Below are 15,967 nucleotides of genomic sequence, written 5' to 3' on the forward strand. Positions count from 1 at the left end.
TAATCACCCTACGCATAAGGCCAAGCTGGTGAAAGCCTTTGAGAAACGGGCCAAGGGGAAGCTGCGGTTGTTCTATCTGCCTCCCTATTCGCCAGAGCTTAATCCCGATGAATACGTCTGGAATGATGTGAAGAGCAACGGCGTCAGAAGATCGCTGATCACCAATGTGAAAGACCTCCGTTCTCGGGTGGAGTCCAGACTCCGTTACCTCCAGAAAAATCCAGAGCATGTTCGCAGATTCTTTCAATCCGACACAACCCGTTATGCCGCATGATCTATGTCTAAATACTTATGAACTCCTTAATATATCCAAATACTTCAATTCCTTCCGTTAAGCACCTCGTGGAGGACCCTGGACAATTCTTGAAGTTTGTAGGGCTTGGTTACAACCCCGCTGAAGCCGTATCTCCGGTAGTCCGACATAACCGGGTCGTTTGAGTAGCCACTCGACACTATTACATTCACCTTCGGGTCTATGTCTAAAAGCCTCTTAACCGCCTCTCTTCCTCCCATGCCGCCGGGCACCGTTAAATCCATAATCACCGCATCGAATGCCTTGTTGCTATTCTTGGCTTCGGTATATAACTCTATCGCTTCGACCCCGTCCCTAGCACATCCGACCTCATATCCAATTTGGCTGAGCATATCCGCTAAAAAATCGGTTACCGTATCTTCGTCATCCATTACTAATATTCTTCCCCGGCCCTGCACCGGTGCTTCCCTCTCTTCATACTGGCCTTGGGAGCGGGCCTTTTCAAAGGCAGGAAGGTATATGTAAAACTTCGTCCCGACCCCTAATTTAGACTCTACTGCAATTTGACCGTCATGATTTTTTATTATGGAATAAGTTACAGCCAGTCCGAGCCCGCTACCCTTTTGTTTGGTGGTAAAATAGGGGTCGAATATCTTTGGAATGTGCTCCTCAGGGATACCGATCCCGTAGTCCTCAGTTGTTATCTTTACATACTTTTTATCTCCTCCCAGGACAGAATCTTCTCCCCTATATTTGAGGCTTGCTGACTCATCCTTGCCTACCACATTCTCGGCAGTTATTTTTATAACCCCGCCCTGGGGCATAGCCTGCTGCGCATTTATGACCAGATTATTGATGACTTGGCTTATTTGCCCCTCGTCAACCTCTACATGCCATAAATCTTCCGGTACGGAGAACTCGCACCTTACATTAGAGCCCCTCTGGGCAAAACTGGCCGATTCCTTTATCAACTCACCTATTGTAGTGACCCTTTTAACTGGCGCTCCTCCTTTTGAAAAGGTAAGTAGTTGTTGAGTCAAATCTCTTGCCCTTACACTAGCTTTTTCTGCTTCGGTAAGCCTTCTATTCGTCTTCTCATCGGGATTTCCATACATCTTTATCAAAGAAATATTTCCTAAGATGGCAGTTAATAAGTTATTGAAATCATGGGCTATACCGCCGGCAAGCACGCCCAGGGATTCAAGCTTCTGGGCCTTGAATAATTCTTCCTCCATTCTCTTCCTCTCCGTTATATCCATGACCGTACCGGCCATGCGTACTGCCCTATCTTTCTCATCTCTGAAGACGTTACCCCTAGCTTCTAACCATCGTATACTTCCATCCGGCTTAAGAACCCGGTGCTCGACATAAAATTCATCCCTTTCTTCGATGGCTCTAGTTACCGCCTTGGCCACCACATCACGGTCGTCGGGATATATAAACTTAAGACCGGAATTAGTGCTCAAGGTAAATGAACCAGGACTAAAGCCAAGTAAAGTTTCTATTCCGTCAGAGAAACTCACCTTCCCGGTTACCAAGTCCCAATTCCATGTGCCCATGCGGGCGGCATTAAGCGCCAGCCTGAGCTGCGCATCGCTCTCCCTCAGTGCCCTTTCCGCCCGCCTTCGTTCCAGCTCGGCCGAGGCACGGACCGCAAAAATCCGCAGCATGGATTCAGCGACTTTAAGGTTTTTAACCGGCTGCCGGTACAGCACCGCTACCAAGCCGAGGGCATTATCGGCGGTGTCGAAAAGCTGAGTTCCTACATATCCTTCTACCCCCATTTCGGCCAACAGATAATCGTTAGGGAACTTTTGCCGTACCCCGCTCACGTAGGAGCATAGCCCCTTTTCCACTACCTTCTCGCAGGGCGTGTTTGCCAGGTCATACTCAAAATTACCAACGTTCTTGCCGTCCGCACAAACGGCAATCGTTCTTATACGTTTAACCTTATCCTCGACCAGCTCCCCAATGAAAGCGTAATCGGCCTCGAGCGACTTGGACAACTGCTCGGCCAGAGACTGAAAAAATACTTCACCGGTCGCCGAAGAAATACCCTTGGCGATATTTATCAGGGCCTCTTCCGACCGCTTTCTTTCGGTGATGTCCTCAACCACCGCCATACCACTGGTAACATGTCCATTCACATCACGTAGCGGTGTAACGCTGGCCGATAACCACAACTTTGCCGAACTGGTAGTGGCTTCATAATATCCCTCATAGTGGTATGTCTCACCTTGGAGTGCTCTCTTCATCGTGGGCATAAAGCTTTGGTCCTTTAACTCCTTCATGTCCAGGCCAGTGATCTTATCGCGAGACGATTGCAGAATCTGAGCCATGCGCTCGTTGCAATGCGTAATCTTGAAGTTCTTGTCGAAGATATAAACACCGACAGGGGATTGGTCAAAGAGTACCCTATATCGCTCTTCAGACCTCCTCAAAGCCTCAGCCCGCTTCGCATTGTTGATGGCTACTTCTATCTGCTGGGCCACTATTTCGAGCAACCGCAAGTCGTCCTCGCTAAAAGCATACTTTTTGAAAGAATTTATACTTACGCACCCCACAGTCCTCTCTTCGAAGTGAATCGGCATGGATAGATAGCTCTTGATCCCCTCCTCCCTACCAGCCGGTCCGATATAACCGTCTTCTTCTACATCGATACAATACCTGGGCTTACCCTCTATTATCGTATTCCAGGTAAAACCTCTTGGAAAAGGTATTCTGCTCGCAGCTTCCAAATAATCATTACTGAAGCCCTTATGAGCTTTTATAACCGCCTCTTCTCCCTCGACCATATAAATTGCAACTAAATTTGCACTATCTAAATTTTTAATAATCGCATCTACTGCATTCTCCAGTACTTCTTGCAGATTTATCGATTGATGCACACTTCTGGTGACGGCGCTTATTATGGTCTCATATCGATTCCTTTTAGATAATTGACCCAGGCTTTCTTTTAGTGCCTCTTCCGCCAGTTTGCGTTCAGCAACTTCATTTTGTAAGGCCTGGTTAGCCTTGGCTAACTCCGCCGTCCGCTCCTGCACCCGTATTTCCAGCTCTTCATAAGATTTTCTGAGCGCATCTTCCAACACCTTGCGTTCCGAGGCTTCAAAAGCTAGAGAAACCATATCGGCAACAGAGGCGGCAAAATCCTGTTCCTCCACCGTCCAATTCCTTTTGGGACCGCTATGCTCATGACAGAGAACTCCGACCACCTTGCCATGAAGCCTGATTGGAATATCCATCATCGAGGTGATGCCGTAGGGTTTTAAATACCCATCGGTGAATTCTCTTGTGCGGGGGTCGGCCTGAGCATCGTCGGCCGCCAATATACGACTACCTTCTAAGGCTTCGAAATAAGTGGGATAATCCTTGGCTTTGAGCCTATGACCCTTCTCATGGTTATCCCGGTTATTTGCATATAAATCTTCACAAATAATTTCTGAGCCATCCTCATTGTAAAGCCAAACCCCTACCCTTTCCACACCTAAGGTCCTAGAATCAGCCTCAGCAATCCTTTTAAGCGTGTAGTCCAGATTGTTATTATCCATCTTCGCCAACTCTAGTAATACCATCTGATAGTGAAGCACCCGTTCCGTTCTCTCCCTTAATATCTCCTCTAATTGCTTTCGTTCAGTAATGTCCTCACAAACTATAATGGCGATTGGGTCGTGCTCTCCGTCTTTAACTACACACCGTGCTGACTCCTTCACCCACAGAATCCGCCCGTCCTTTCTGACCTTGCGGAATTCCCATCGAAAAACTTGCCCGGCGTTTTGAAAACAACTGTTAAGCTGTTTTGAGAAGGATTCTTTGTCCTCTTCATGACAAATATCGAGCACAGGCCGCCCCACCAGTTCTTCGACTGCGTAGCCAAGTTGCCTCGCTCCAAAGCGATTTACGGAAAGAACAGCCCCCCGTTTGTCTATGGTGAGGCAAATATTGGGGTTGTCCTCATATAAAAGCTTATATTCCTCTTCCTTTTCTCGGAGGGTATTTTCCACCTTTTTCCTCTCAGTGACCATGGCCTCTAACTCGGCCAAGCCCCGACGCAATTCGAGTTGAGTGATCACCTGGCGGCTCAAGACCCGAAGCGCCTCCTTTTTGCTCCGTACTCAAATCCCTCGGCACGCGGTCCATTACACAAAGTGTTCCTACGGAGTAACCTTTAGGTGTCACTAATGGTACACCGGCATAAAACCTAATTTTGGGCTCTTCATTTACCACGGGGTAATGTGCAAATCTCTCATCCATAGTCAGGTCTGGAATCACCATTAAGTCATCTTGTAAGAAGGCTTGTGCGCATATTGAGTATTCTAGAGGTGATTCAGACAGGTCAAAACCCAGTTTAGACTTAAACCACTGCCTACTTTTATCTATGAAATTTATTAACGCTATCGGAGTGTCACATATATGCGCAGCCAGCCTGGTTATATCATCAAATGACTCCTCCGGAGCCGTATCCAGAACCCTATATCGGCGTAGTATTCCTATTCTAGCCACGCTATCGGGTCTTGGACCTTTCATCTCTTTTTCCCCCGGCAATTCATCAGATTAATAAGATGGTCATATAAATCAGTAACTCTTCGGAAGCCTTTGAGAGAAACAAAATGACCTGCTTGTCGAACAATATAAATCTAGCACCGAAGCTAGACCAAAAATCTAGCTAATTTTACACCTGCCCAGGATTCTACGTCAAGCCAAGCTGGCGAAGATTTCCTCAAGGACTGGGAGGAGTGATAAGTAGGATAGTGCTCTCATGTCGACCGATGAGCAGCCTCCCAGGCACTATCCCAATTCCTCCTATTGCTTTAAATTTTTCACTCTATTAGTATTCTTTAGTTTGTTAAAATAATACTGTTACCTGACCTTGGGTATGGAAATGAAGCTCAGAGGAAAAATTGCCCTTATAACCGGTGGCGGAACGGGTATAGGAAGAGCGACTGCCCTGCTCTTTGCCGAGGAGGGCGCAACCGTGACCGTTGCCGGCAGAAGGGGAAATAAGCTTATAGAAACGGTAAAAAGAATCCAACAGCGCGGCGGTGAAGCGCACCATGTAGTAGGCGATATATCTAAAGTAGGCGATATCGAAAGGGTGATTGAACAAACCACGGATAAGTACGGCGGCCTGGACATCCTGGTAAACAACGCCGGCGTGTTCAGGGGGATCAAAATAGTCGATACCTCAGAAGAACAATACGACCACATCATGAATATCAACTTAAAGGGCACGTTCTTCATGTGCAAATATGCAATACCGGAACTCCAAAAGAGGGAAGGAGGCTCGATAATAAACATCGCCAGTGCAATCGGCATAAGAGGCATTAGACAGTCCCCGACCTCTGTCTATTCAGCTTCGAAAGCCGGGGTCATAATGCTCACGAAATCGCTCGCTCTCGAGCTTGCTCCGCATAAAATCAGGGTAAACTGTGTGTGTCCGGCAGTGGTGGAAACAGAGCTCTTTGAGACCCTGGGAATCCCGAAGGAGGAAATCCCCGAACGGATGAAGAAGTGGGAAGCATTTCATCCAATAGGTAGAAATGGACAACCTGAGGACGTAGCCCGGGCAGTGCTCTACTTTGCCTCGGACGATTCTTCCTGGGCTACCGGGTCGATACTAAACCTGGATGGGGGAGTAACTGCGGAATGAACCGCTTTCTTGAGTCAAATTAAAATGTGTAATAGTCAGAATTTGAGATTTCGGTCAATGTAAGCATAAGTTATCTCTTTAAACGCTGTCATTCTGAATCGAAGATGAAGAATCTAGATAGTATTAGATGCTTCGCTTTGCTCAGCATGACAATGTAAGCCGCTCGTGGGTTCGGTCATATAAGAAGGGCTCCAGAGTGACATTAGAAAAGTGAAATCATTCTACTAGACACAACTTGCTAAGGCTTTGTCCGTTTGATTAAATCCTGACTATTACAAATAATACAAATTATGGTTCTAAGCTTAAGCCCGGATGCTGGACAGCACACTTCAACAAAATCAAGTTAAACACAGCTAAGGCGCGTTAACAAATAGAAGATGAATAAATCGAGATGAGGAACTTGAACCAACCCTTACCAGGAGAAACTGCAGGAACTCAGGCTAATTTTACACATTTGTGTATTATCCTCGAAGAAGCTTGAGGACATGGATTTGAACTCCCCTACTACGGTCACGTCTTTTCCTATAATGGGAGCGTCTAATATGCTCTTGTTGCCAGCGGAATTACAAACACATTCCACTACGTACCACTTGGCAGAAACGATCTCCGCCGTGAACGCGTCGTCCGGACATAAGAAGGGGATTTTCCTGACCTCGGAGATCTTAATGATGGTGGAAGTAATCTTTTTCCCGCCATATAACTCGTCTGCAATCATCGGGTTATCCAGGTAAAGCTGACAAGTTTCATCAAGTGATTTTATTTCAACCGTCCCCTTTTCCTCGGCAATGCCTCGAAAGGAACTGGTGCTGACCATCAATAACAAATAGATTAGGACTAAATTATTGAACCTATAATTCTTCACACCGACCTCCTATTTCCAAATTCAGATATGCTCGTCATTAATCAAACTGCTCATGTACTATGTGCTAAAGAGTTTTTTGATCGCCGCAAATCTTCTTCAGGAAGGCCTCGGCTATCTGGCTTCGAGCACCGTTATGAACGCACACAAAAAGGACCTTCGGGTTTCTTTTCATGTCAAACCTTCCAGTCTCTGTTTAACACCATTATATCTTGTCATACCAATAGCGCCAAGAATATTCATAAATCAATATAGTCATGGAATACGGGAGCGCAGAGACCTATCATGTGCAGGATTATACTTTTCCACAGTGTAAAATCACCTAATTTAAACAAGTCCTTCCCTAATCCTATTGTAACCCTTCGAAAACATTTGGGATATGAACCATTTGTTCTTTGGCATAGATGTTGCCGTGATATACGTAATACCCAATGATTTGCGGCTAAGGACGGAGAAAATGGCTCTTCAGATTCTTTTCGTGCTGGGCTTTTTGAGCTTTGGCGGCGGTCTTTTAATCATCTATATTACTTATCGTAAACGTTTAGAGGGTTTTCTAAGTATGAGATTGTGGAGAAACCACTTTATGCCTCTCTACCTACGCTTCGATAAAAGAAGATATAAAAATGAAAAGCACACACCGATCCTATTAGGGGCGGCTATGGCGCTAATAATATTAGGTATCTCGACTATGCTGCACGTAAACGGAATATATGATGCGCAATCGAAATTGAATAAGCATGAGAGTGAGGTTGGACATCAACTAGAATCAAGAGAGATAAAAAGGGAACCCACCTCCACCCCAAAAGCTAACCTATAGCGAGGTCAGGTCCAGGGGATTTGGCGGATTAAATCTTTACACCAGTTCCGGCAGAACGATTAAATTACGACAATATTCATGGACATAAAAAATTATGGGCAAGGCGTTTCTGCTTGGTTGGCTTTATTGGTTGCGGGGGGAGGATTTGAACCTCCGACCTTCGGGTTATGAGAGCCAAATTTAGCTTTTGTGCTATTTTGCGTCAAAAAGAGTAGAGTTGAGAGATGCTAATAAAATCAGTGAGTTTTCTGACGGATTTAAAAAATTGGTTGAGGGTTGAGTTGTGTTAAAGTGTGTCAGTGGGAGAATGAGTTACTGACAAGTTTACTGACAGTTTCTTGGGCTTAGATTTAGCGATATACGTCTTTTCTGTGTCCAATCATGAGGACAATTACCTCATTGCCCATGATCTCAAATATAACTCTATAGTTACCTACTCGGAACTTCCTAAGCCCTGCGTATTTGCCCTTTAGCTGGGGAAATGATCCAGGTCTTTCAGATAGAACGGCCTCCAACTTTTTGACTATCCTAGTTGCTTCTTTCTTAGGTAGGTCTTCTAAATCCTCTTTAACGTTTTCGTGGTAGGTGATTTTATATGCCAAGTGACTTTTTCAGTTGCTCACTTGTTATAATTCGGCCTTTTTTATTCTTGGAACGTTCTAAGGCAATCTCTAAGTCCCTATACTCTTCCAGGTATAAGCGCAAGGCTTCTTTAATATGGTAATCCCTGGTCTTAGAGGTCTTTTTTGCTATCCTCTCAAGCTCTTTTAATAACTCTTCTGGAATCTTGATTTCAGCTAATCCCATTACATTCACCTAGCTATCTTTGTAATATCAGGATATCACCTTTCTACAACAAAGTAAATTTGTTCAAATTTTAGTATCTATGTCGCTCTCGTTCCTGTAGTAGTTCTGTTCTTCTCCTACTTAACTCAGGCTCAAGTAGTTCGGGATATGCATTCAATTCATCCCACGCCCAAGGTTGAAGGTTATAAGCCCATCCACCCATGAGAGTACCGATACTTGCTGAACGGTAGATGATTTTCGCCTGTTCAAGACCGTTCACCACGCCACTCATCGAATCGAGATTCTGGCTCCTAGTCTGTGAGATAATATAGGCCACAAGGACGGTTTTCTCCTCCGGGGTGAGATGTCGTAAGTATTCTTTACATGCTTTGAGTAAGCGCCTTTTCCTAACAGCTTCTACAAGGAAATCCTTGAGCCAGAAAACCAGATGGCTCATTAGTAGACAAGCCGTTCCAAGACCTATTAATCCAATCCACATCCTATAATTCTGTACTAAGACGTCAACACCTAATCTGGCAAGCACACTAATCGGAAGGAAAAGAAGAGCGAAAGAAAGAAATGCAATTGGTAGAAGGTACTTCGGCGAAAGCTTAATCCACTTGGTTATTTCACTGATATCCATCCGTTGAATCAAAAGACAAAGCTGAACTCTTTTCCAAAATTTGTCTTTTTAATATCTCATAATATATGACCCAAAGTTTAAATCAATAAGATGAGATTTTGAGATATGTTAGGCATCGTATCAGTGTGTACGATACTTAATCTTTGTATACCTACAACCCTCGGTTTGACTCCCTGGGTATACACCCTGAATATAACTATTCTCTATTTAATTGCTATTTTGTCAGCTAGATAAAAGCCTTACAATACACATATTAAGGACTAACCTTGCAACTTGCTACCAAAATATCCTCTAAATCACTAATACATAAATCAACACCCTTACCACCCCTTAATGAATCTGCCCCTTCTTTGCCATCTAAAGTATCTTTACCTTTGCCACCCCTTAAATCGTCATTGCCTATACCACCATAAATGAAATCATTTCCTTGATTTCCTAACAACAAATCATATCCTTCATCCCCCCATTATAGTATCGCTATTTTTCCCTCCCCTAACATAAAGACAAAGGGGAGAAATGGGAAACTGATGAATTGCCGGAAGCTCTCGATTTTATTGGTTGCGGGGGGAGGATTTGAACCTCCGACCTTCGGGTTATGAGCCCGACGAGCTACCAGTCTGCTCCACCCCGCGTCAGGTTAGATTTATTAGTTTATTTAACTTTAGAAATCATGTCAAATTTGTTGCCGCCTTTTTTGATGATATGTGTCCTATCCGGACGTATTTATTTTTGTTGACAATCTACATGCATGATATAGATTAGATTATTCAGACAGCTTTAAATAATAAGGAGGATAACCAGTATGAAGCGGTTTACCGGATTGTTTACCATCCTTTTACTATTCTTATCCGTTTCTTTAATGGCAGGCTGTGAGGGCAGGGTAAAGAAAGAGGAGTACGACGCAGTCAAGGCCCAGGTAGAGCAATTAACTAAAGACAAGTCAGACCTGGAAAAAAAGGTAGGGGAGCTCACCAATCAAATAAACACCCTAACCGCAGAAAACGAACAGCTAAAGAACCAGCTTGCAGCGGTAACACAGCCAACGCCCGCTCCGGGAGAGGAAACTCAGGCAACACCAGCGCCGGAAGGAGAGACTCAGATACCTGGAGAGACCGCTCCCGAGGCTACGCCGGGTGAAGAAGAGCCCGCAGATTAAACTTTTCTAACTCGCTGATTATATAAAAGTTCTTTCGAGATTTTCTAGTTTACGACAACTGGGAACGAACTGTCCCGTCAGCTAGTCGAACGTCTCTTTTTGTCGATACCATGAATTCAGCCAGTTTTTGAAACCGTGGGACGTATTGCCATGAGTTTTTATTTGGCGTCGGCGCATCATTTATTAAATATTTTTTGCTTCGAGAATACGGTCCAGCCTGAAGCTACACCTTTCCTTCCGGACGTGGCAGTACGCTAGCACATAGGTATGACCACCGCTCACATTGACCTCGAACGGTTCGATGATTCGAGTCGTTGTAGTGTCACTGTATGCGGAGAGATACCTTATTTGAAGTTTACCCCTCGCCCTGAGCGCTTCCTCGATGCTCGGAGGTAGGACTAGCTCATCGCTCGCCGTCAACGCAACCGGCTTACCCTGGAGCTTTAGCACATCTTTTAACCGCTTGAGCCTGAGTCCCCTCCTTCCCAAGTCCCTCAGAAAATACTCAAAAATACCCATGGTAATCCTAACGTCCCCGAAAGCCCGGTGTTCTCCAGAGGTGGAAATTCCTAGATGCCTGGCGATTCTTCCCAGGCTGTTGCTAGGGAAATTATAGAATCGTCTGGCTATGCCCAAGGTGTCAACTACGATATTCTCCGGCGGCGAGAGTTTTATGCTAGAAAATTCAGCATGCAAAAATCCTAAATCAAAGGGAGCATTGTGAGCTACCATGACTGTATCTTTCAGCAAGCTTGAAATATCCCAAGCTATATCCCTGAAGAAGGGGGCCTTTTTGACCATCTCGTCGGTTATTCCGTTGACAGATACGGCCTGCTGTGGAATTCTTCTCCCCGGGTTTATCAGGGTCTCAAACTTATCCAGAACCTTTCCATCCCTGGTCTTTAGGACAGCAATTTCACAAATCCGGTCCCCCCAGTACGGGTCGAGACCGGTAGTCTCCACATCCAAAAATGCAAACGTGATTTCCTGGAGGTTCTTAGAGAGCATATATTAGGCTAATACTCCTTCTTGCAAGTAACCAATCAAAACCAACGTCTTGCTGCATGCGGTAACCCGAAGGCTGAGTCTCATAAAATATAAATTGATATTGGCTAGGTTACCAGGCTAGATAGAATTCTCTTGCCTCCATTTTCCAGGACCCTTTCAGCCAAATCTTTCCCCAGATACACGGGGTCCTCGGATGAACCCTCGCTCTTAAGCCTAATCATTTCTTTACCATCGGGGGAGGCAATTAATCCAATAATCCTGATTCTATCCGCTATTACTTCAGCATAGCATCCCACCGGAACCCGGCAACTGCCACTCAACCTCTCCAGGAATGCCCTTTCCGCTAACGCGACAACCTCAGTCTCTTCGTGGTTAATCTCAGCGATTATCTCCTCGACCTCCTCATCGCCCTCCCGGGATTCTACTGCAATTATGCCCTGTCCCGGCGAGGGAACCAGTGACTCAAGCGAGAAGATTTCAGTAATCTCATTCTCTAACCCCATTCTTTTGAGACCGGAAACCGCAAGCACGACACCGTCGAGCTCACTGCTCTTTAATTTCCCCACCCTAGTATCGACGTTTCCCCTGATTGGAAGAACCTCTATATCCGGACGAAGGCCAAGGAGCTGGGCTTGGCGTCTTAAGGAACCGGTCCCCAGGCGGGCCCCTTTTGAGAGGTCATAAAACTTGATACCTTCCCTCGATAATAAGGCGTCCCTGGGATCTTCCCTCTCGGTTACCGCACCAATCTTGAGTCCCTTGGGGAGAATGGTGGGCAGATCCTTCATGCTATGGACGGCCAGGTCGATTTCACCGTGTAAAAGGGGCTCTTCTATCTCCTTCACGAAAACCCCTTTCCCCCCGATTTTGGAAAGATGAGCATCGGACAGTTTGTCCCCGGTAGTGCGGATTATGTATATCTCTATTTTTATATCAGGGAATTCGGCTAGGATTTTGCTTTTTATGAATTCGGCTTGCCAAAGGGCCAGACGGCTTCCCCTACTTCCAATCCTTAGTGATCGCCTCATCTTCCCCTTCATCATAGAGTTCAAATTCCCCCTCCAGTCTGAATAGCCTGTTTATGGCGTCTACGTAAAGAGCCCCGAGGGAAGTAGAGGATTCCTTTTTTAGATTCATCAGCGGGTTGTGAAGGATCTTGCCGATTATACCCGAAGCCATGCTCTCGATTATCTTCTTTTCCCTATCGGAGAAATTTCCCAGCCTACGAAGCGCCTTTTCTATCTCCATCGCTTTTATATCATCAAACCTTCTTTTAAGCTCGATTATGGTAGGAAAAACCTTGAGTGCGTCGAGCCACCCGAGGAAATGCCTTTCTCCCTCGAGTACTACCTCTTCGGCCTTTTCCGCATTTTCACGCCTGGTCTTCATATTGTCGTCGAGCACCGCTTTCAGGTCATCGATATCGTACAGGTAAACATTCGGTATTTCTTCGATCCGGGGGTCTATATCGCGGGGGACGGCTATGTCTATCATGAACATGGGCTCGTTTTTCCTCAGCTTGAGAGCTTCCCTGACGTGCTGGGGACGGATTACGAAATCAGCCGAGCCCGTTGCCGTGATGACTATATCCGCTTCCTTCAGCAGATAATAAACCTCCTCCATTTTCACCGCCTTGCCGTTCAACACATCGGCCAGGGCTTTTGCGTTCTCCCGCCTTCTGCTCGCAATTATCAGCTCCCTTATCCCTGCTTTAATCAGATGCCGGGCGGCGAGCTCGGCCATATCCCCGGCTCCGATGAGCATAACCGTTCTTCTTGATAGGTCGTCGAAGATCCTCTTAGCCAGTTCGACGGCGACGTAGCTTACGGAAACAGACTGGGTGCCTATCCCGGTCTCCGCCCTGACCTTCTTTGCCACGAAAAAGGCGGTGTGGAAAAGGCGGTTAAGAATGAGTCTTACCGTTCCCTTGTTGGCCGCCACCCTGAAGGCCTCCTTGACCTGGCCCAAGATCTGAGGCTCCCCTATTACCATGGAATCGAGACTGGATGCTACCCTAAACAGATGCCTTACAGCCGAACGGCCGGTCAGTGTATAAAAATAGGAAGAAAAATGTTCCTCTTTGACGTCGTGAAACTCCGAAAGAAACCGCTTGATATCCTCTGCGCAAGTTTCAGCGTCCTCGGATACGGCATATACCTCGACCCGGTTACAGGTAGAGAGTATCAGACATTCCTCGATGCTCCTTTTTTTATGTAATTCTTCCAAACCTACATCAAAGGCCGGTTCATGGAAAGAAAAGCACTCCCTTATTTCCACCGGAGCCGTCTTATGACTGAGGCCGACAACGACTATTTGCATCATCTGACGAAAGAGCACTCTAACAAAGGTCTGGTCTTAGAGCATAAAACAATAACAATATATAACATATAAATTTACTGTTGATAAGATTTTACCGGTCAAGTGCCTCAGGAAAAGCCGGGATTAGGACTATTTTTCTCCTAAGCGGGTCTACGCTCTCCACCTGAAGGCTTATTTCTTCCCCTTCTGTTAAAACCGTCTCCGAGCCTAATGATATAGGCACCTCCAAGAGGTAATCCGGCAGATAGACGGATGCCCCTCTTTCCCTTATCGAGCTCACTATTCCCTGGATCCGCTGTCCCTCGAACTCGCTCAGATACTTTAGAAGCCAGTATCTCTCCCTGGACCTTTCAATCATTTTTTTCTCGCGAACTCCAACCTCTATCTGCAGATACAACCTCTCTATATCATCATCGGTATAGGACGGCCCCTCTCCTTCCATTTCTCCGAGCATTTGCCTCTGCAAAATTAGGTCGAAATACCGTCGGATAGGAGAGGTTATCTGTACATAGGCATCAAGACCCAGGGACAGGTGGGGTTCGGCAGAGAGTCCGACCCGGGAGGGCTTGAGAAACTTCACCGCTTTCAACGGGAATAAAGGATCTTTTTCATCGAGCGCCCTGGCTTCCTCAGAGATAGGTTCCTGCTGCGAACGGAATATTGCCGGGAGCTTCTTGTCCTTGAAGAATCGCGCCGAAAGCCAATTCATCAGGATCATGAACTCGGAGACCACTATGTGAGAAATCGTATTCATATAAATCTTCCGGATATGGATTTTCCCCCGGTCATCGATTCTTATCTTCAGTTGCGGAAGCTCCACGATGAAGGCACCGGCATCCAGCCTTCTTTTTCTGAGGGCCAAAGCTATCTCCACCAGCTTTGCCCTCTGAGGGCTCCGCCCGAAGAAATCCGCGGCCTCGCCGTAGGTAAGGTTCTTTCTGACCAGGATCTTTGACCGGGCAAACCGGTAACTTTTCAAATTATAGTTCTCGTCGAATAACGCCAGTAACGAGATTGCCAGCTTGGGAGACCCTTCAAACAGGCTCAGCTTCCGCCTTATAAGCTCGGCGGGGAACATGTGTATGTGCCCCTCCGGAAGGTAGATGGTCTCCCCGCGCCTGCTGGCCTCCTCGTCCAGATGACTCCATTTGGGGATAAAACTAGCGACATTGGCAATGTGCACACCGACCAAAAGGCCCTCCGGAAGCTCATCGACGGAGATGGCATCATCGATATCCTCGGTGGTCTCGTCGTCTACAGAATAGGTCTCCATACGGGTAAGGTCTTCTATACCCTCCTCGGGGGCCGCTTTCGCCGTGATCTCCTCTGCTTCTTCGATGGCCTTCTTGGGAAATTTTTCATCTATACCCAGCCTCTTGAAAAGCGGGTCCTCATCGTCTTTCCAGTTCCCGGTTTTTATCAGAAACTCGATAGCACCCTCTACGTCCTTTATCCCCACCTGAGACATGAAGGACCTTGCCTCAGACGACCTTTCGAAACGGTCGAGATGAATCACGTACCCCTTGAGCAGCTCTACGTAATTGGTAAAATTAAATCCCTCGACCGTGACCTCATTTCCCTCTATTATGTCCTTAGCCCACCTCACGGCGGCTCTTTGCTCAAGGAGTCTCTTCCTTTCCGACTCTTTGCGGGCTATAGTATCCTCGACCTCTTTGGGCGTCCGTGGTTTATATCCCCCTTCCTCCCTCTTAAAATAGAGGTCGTCCTTGTCGATGGCCCAGAAAAATAAAAGGGCATCCTCGCTCTTGAAGTTATCATCGCCGAAATAGAGCTCCATCAGCTCATCCAGCGTTAATTCCCTCTCCGAGTCAAAAACGCATTCCCAGAGCGTTTTTAAGTCCACCCTTTCCCGCTTTTCCTCTAGTTCTCTCCTCAGTTCCCTGAGCCTGAGCTTCTTCTCCGACTGGGTAAGCTCGTCGACCACCTTGATCCCGGTGGAAAGGGTTATCTTCTCTAGCTCGATCTCGATCTCCCTGGCTTCTTCGGAGAACAGAGAAACCTTCTCGCCAACCCCTCCCCTCAGTATTCCAAATGAAGGCTCCCTTCTTTTTCTGAAGACGACTATCTCGTTAGGCTTGGGCGTCTTATTAACCATGACTTGGATATATTTTATACCATTTAGAAAGATGGATTCCAAAAATTGAGTAGAGAAAACTTTAGGTTTGTACACCGTCAATTTCTAGATAACGAGGGACAAAACCTGGCCACACGCCTAGCTCGCTTTCTTCCCCAGGCTGGAGTGACAACCACCCTGTCCACTTGGGTTGGTCGTGTATCAGTCCTTCCGATTGATAGAAAGTGGCTGGACTCGGGGAACGTGATCGCGCCGATACACCATAACAGTGCGCCTGAACTCGATGACCACCTTGCCGTCCTGGTTGAAACCCGTCGTTTTGAACCGCACGATCCCCATGTGCGGGCGCGAGCGCGACTCGCGTTTCTCTAGGACTTCACT

The 15,967-nt window shown here is 46.5% G+C and carries 14 protein-coding genes, 1 tRNA gene and 2 pseudogenes; 4 read left to right on the plus strand and 13 right to left on the minus strand.

What is annotated here, in order from left to right:
• The coding region (locus VNN20_00305; GenBank protein ID HWP90630.1) for a transposase at positions 1-274 on the plus strand (274 nt) is incomplete at its 5' end.
• A gap of 44 nt (positions 275-318) precedes the next feature.
• Here the strand turns inward: VNN20_00305 and VNN20_00310 are convergent.
• On the minus strand, positions 319-4,338 hold the full coding sequence (locus VNN20_00310) for a PAS domain S-box protein (protein HWP90631.1): 4,020 nt from the start codon (positions 4,336-4,338) through the stop codon (positions 319-321).
• Positions 4,268-4,780, minus strand: a complete 513-nt coding sequence (locus VNN20_00315) for a GAF domain-containing protein (protein ID HWP90632.1) — start codon at positions 4,778-4,780, stop codon at positions 4,268-4,270. Before VNN20_00315 ends, VNN20_00310 begins: the two co-directional genes overlap by 71 nt.
• Before the next feature lie 355 nt (positions 4,781-5,135).
• On the opposite strand from VNN20_00315, the gene VNN20_00320 reads away from it, so the two are divergent.
• Positions 5,136-5,903 (plus strand): SDR family oxidoreductase, encoded by a 768-nt coding sequence (locus VNN20_00320; GenBank protein ID HWP90633.1) that lies wholly within the window; start codon positions 5,136-5,138, stop codon positions 5,901-5,903.
• A gap of 412 nt (positions 5,904-6,315) precedes the next feature.
• Here the strand turns inward: VNN20_00320 and VNN20_00325 are convergent, their stop codons facing one another.
• Positions 6,316-6,765 (minus strand): hypothetical protein, encoded by a 450-nt coding sequence (locus VNN20_00325; protein HWP90634.1) that lies wholly within the window; start codon positions 6,763-6,765, stop codon positions 6,316-6,318.
• A gap of 385 nt (positions 6,766-7,150) precedes the next feature.
• Between VNN20_00325 and VNN20_00330 the strand changes: the two genes are divergently transcribed.
• On the plus strand, positions 7,151-7,579 hold the full coding sequence (locus tag VNN20_00330; GenBank protein HWP90635.1) for a hypothetical protein: 429 nt from the start codon (positions 7,151-7,153) through the stop codon (positions 7,577-7,579).
• 350 nt (positions 7,580-7,929) lie between these two features.
• Here the strand turns inward: VNN20_00330 and VNN20_00335 are convergent, their stop codons facing one another.
• From VNN20_00335 to VNN20_00355, 5 genes and pseudogenes are all read right to left on the minus strand, one after another.
• Positions 7,930-8,181, minus strand: a complete 252-nt coding sequence (locus VNN20_00335; protein ID HWP90636.1) for a type II toxin-antitoxin system RelE/ParE family toxin — start codon at positions 8,179-8,181, stop codon at positions 7,930-7,932.
• Positions 8,171-8,386: a ribbon-helix-helix protein, CopG family gene (locus VNN20_00340; GenBank protein HWP90637.1), complete on the minus strand. Its 216-nt coding sequence runs from the start codon at positions 8,384-8,386 to the stop codon at positions 8,171-8,173. Before VNN20_00340 ends, VNN20_00335 begins: the two co-directional genes overlap by 11 nt.
• A gap of 70 nt (positions 8,387-8,456) precedes the next feature.
• Positions 8,457-9,020, minus strand: a complete 564-nt coding sequence (locus tag VNN20_00345) for a superinfection exclusion B family protein (protein HWP90638.1) — start codon at positions 9,018-9,020, stop codon at positions 8,457-8,459.
• 241 nt (positions 9,021-9,261) lie between these two features.
• Positions 9,262-9,462, minus strand: a pseudogene (locus tag VNN20_00350) (hypothetical protein).
• A 101-nt stretch (positions 9,463-9,563) separates the two neighbouring features.
• Positions 9,564-9,640, minus strand: a tRNA-Met gene (locus VNN20_00355).
• A gap of 170 nt (positions 9,641-9,810) precedes the next feature.
• On the opposite strand from VNN20_00355, the gene VNN20_00360 reads away from it, so the two are divergent.
• Positions 9,811-10,164, plus strand: a complete 354-nt coding sequence (locus tag VNN20_00360) for a hypothetical protein (GenBank protein ID HWP90639.1) — start codon at positions 9,811-9,813, stop codon at positions 10,162-10,164.
• Positions 10,165-10,347: 183 nt separating this feature from the next.
• On the opposite strand, the gene VNN20_00365 is transcribed toward VNN20_00360, so the two are convergent.
• The 5 genes and pseudogenes from VNN20_00365 to VNN20_00385 form a co-directional block, all read right to left on the minus strand.
• Entirely contained in the window at positions 10,348-11,172 is an 825-nt protein-coding gene (locus VNN20_00365) for an exonuclease domain-containing protein (GenBank protein HWP90640.1), read from the minus strand.
• Positions 11,173-11,276: 104 nt separating this feature from the next.
• Entirely contained in the window at positions 11,277-12,200 is a 924-nt protein-coding gene (gene hemC, locus VNN20_00370) for a hydroxymethylbilane synthase (protein HWP90641.1), read from the minus strand.
• On the minus strand, positions 12,172-13,494 hold the full coding sequence (hemA, locus tag VNN20_00375) for a glutamyl-tRNA reductase (GenBank protein HWP90642.1): 1,323 nt from the start codon (positions 13,492-13,494) through the stop codon (positions 12,172-12,174). The genes hemC and hemA overlap by 29 nt, the downstream gene beginning before the upstream one ends.
• Positions 13,495-13,582: 88 nt before the next feature.
• On the minus strand, positions 13,583-15,607 hold the full coding sequence (locus tag VNN20_00380) for an RNB domain-containing ribonuclease (GenBank protein ID HWP90643.1): 2,025 nt from the start codon (positions 15,605-15,607) through the stop codon (positions 13,583-13,585).
• Positions 15,608-15,787: 180 nt separating this feature from the next.
• Positions 15,788-15,940: pseudogene (locus VNN20_00385) on the minus strand (MaoC family dehydratase).
• Positions 15,941-15,967: the final 27 nt, after the last annotated feature.

The sequence above is a fragment of the Thermodesulfobacteriota bacterium genome, from assembly GCA_035559815.1.
In the GTDB taxonomy this organism is placed as follows: Bacteria; Desulfobacterota_D; UBA1144; order Nemesobacterales; family CSP1-2; genus DATMAT01.

Excerpts from the sequence above, each read along its gene's own strand:
- VNN20_00315 (HWP90632.1), bottom strand. The coding sequence starts at position 4,780 with ATGAAAGGTCCAAGACCCGATAGCGTGGCTAGAATAGGAATACTACGC.
- VNN20_00320 (HWP90633.1), top strand. The coding sequence starts at position 5,136 with ATGAAGCTCAGAGGAAAAATTGCCCTTATAACCGGTGGCGGAACGGGT.
- VNN20_00340 (HWP90637.1), bottom strand. The coding sequence starts at position 8,386 with ATGGGATTAGCTGAAATCAAGATTCCAGAAGAGTTATTAAAAGAGCTT.
- VNN20_00360 (HWP90639.1), top strand. The coding sequence starts at position 9,811 with ATGAAGCGGTTTACCGGATTGTTTACCATCCTTTTACTATTCTTATCC.
- VNN20_00365 (HWP90640.1), bottom strand. The coding sequence starts at position 11,172 with ATGCTCTCTAAGAACCTCCAGGAAATCACGTTTGCATTTTTGGATGTG.
- hemC (HWP90641.1), bottom strand. The coding sequence starts at position 12,200 with ATGAGGCGATCACTAAGGATTGGAAGTAGGGGAAGCCGTCTGGCCCTT.
- hemA (HWP90642.1), bottom strand. The coding sequence starts at position 13,494 with ATGATGCAAATAGTCGTTGTCGGCCTCAGTCATAAGACGGCTCCGGTG.
- VNN20_00380 (HWP90643.1), bottom strand. The coding sequence starts at position 15,607 with ATGGTTAATAAGACGCCCAAGCCTAACGAGATAGTCGTCTTCAGAAAA.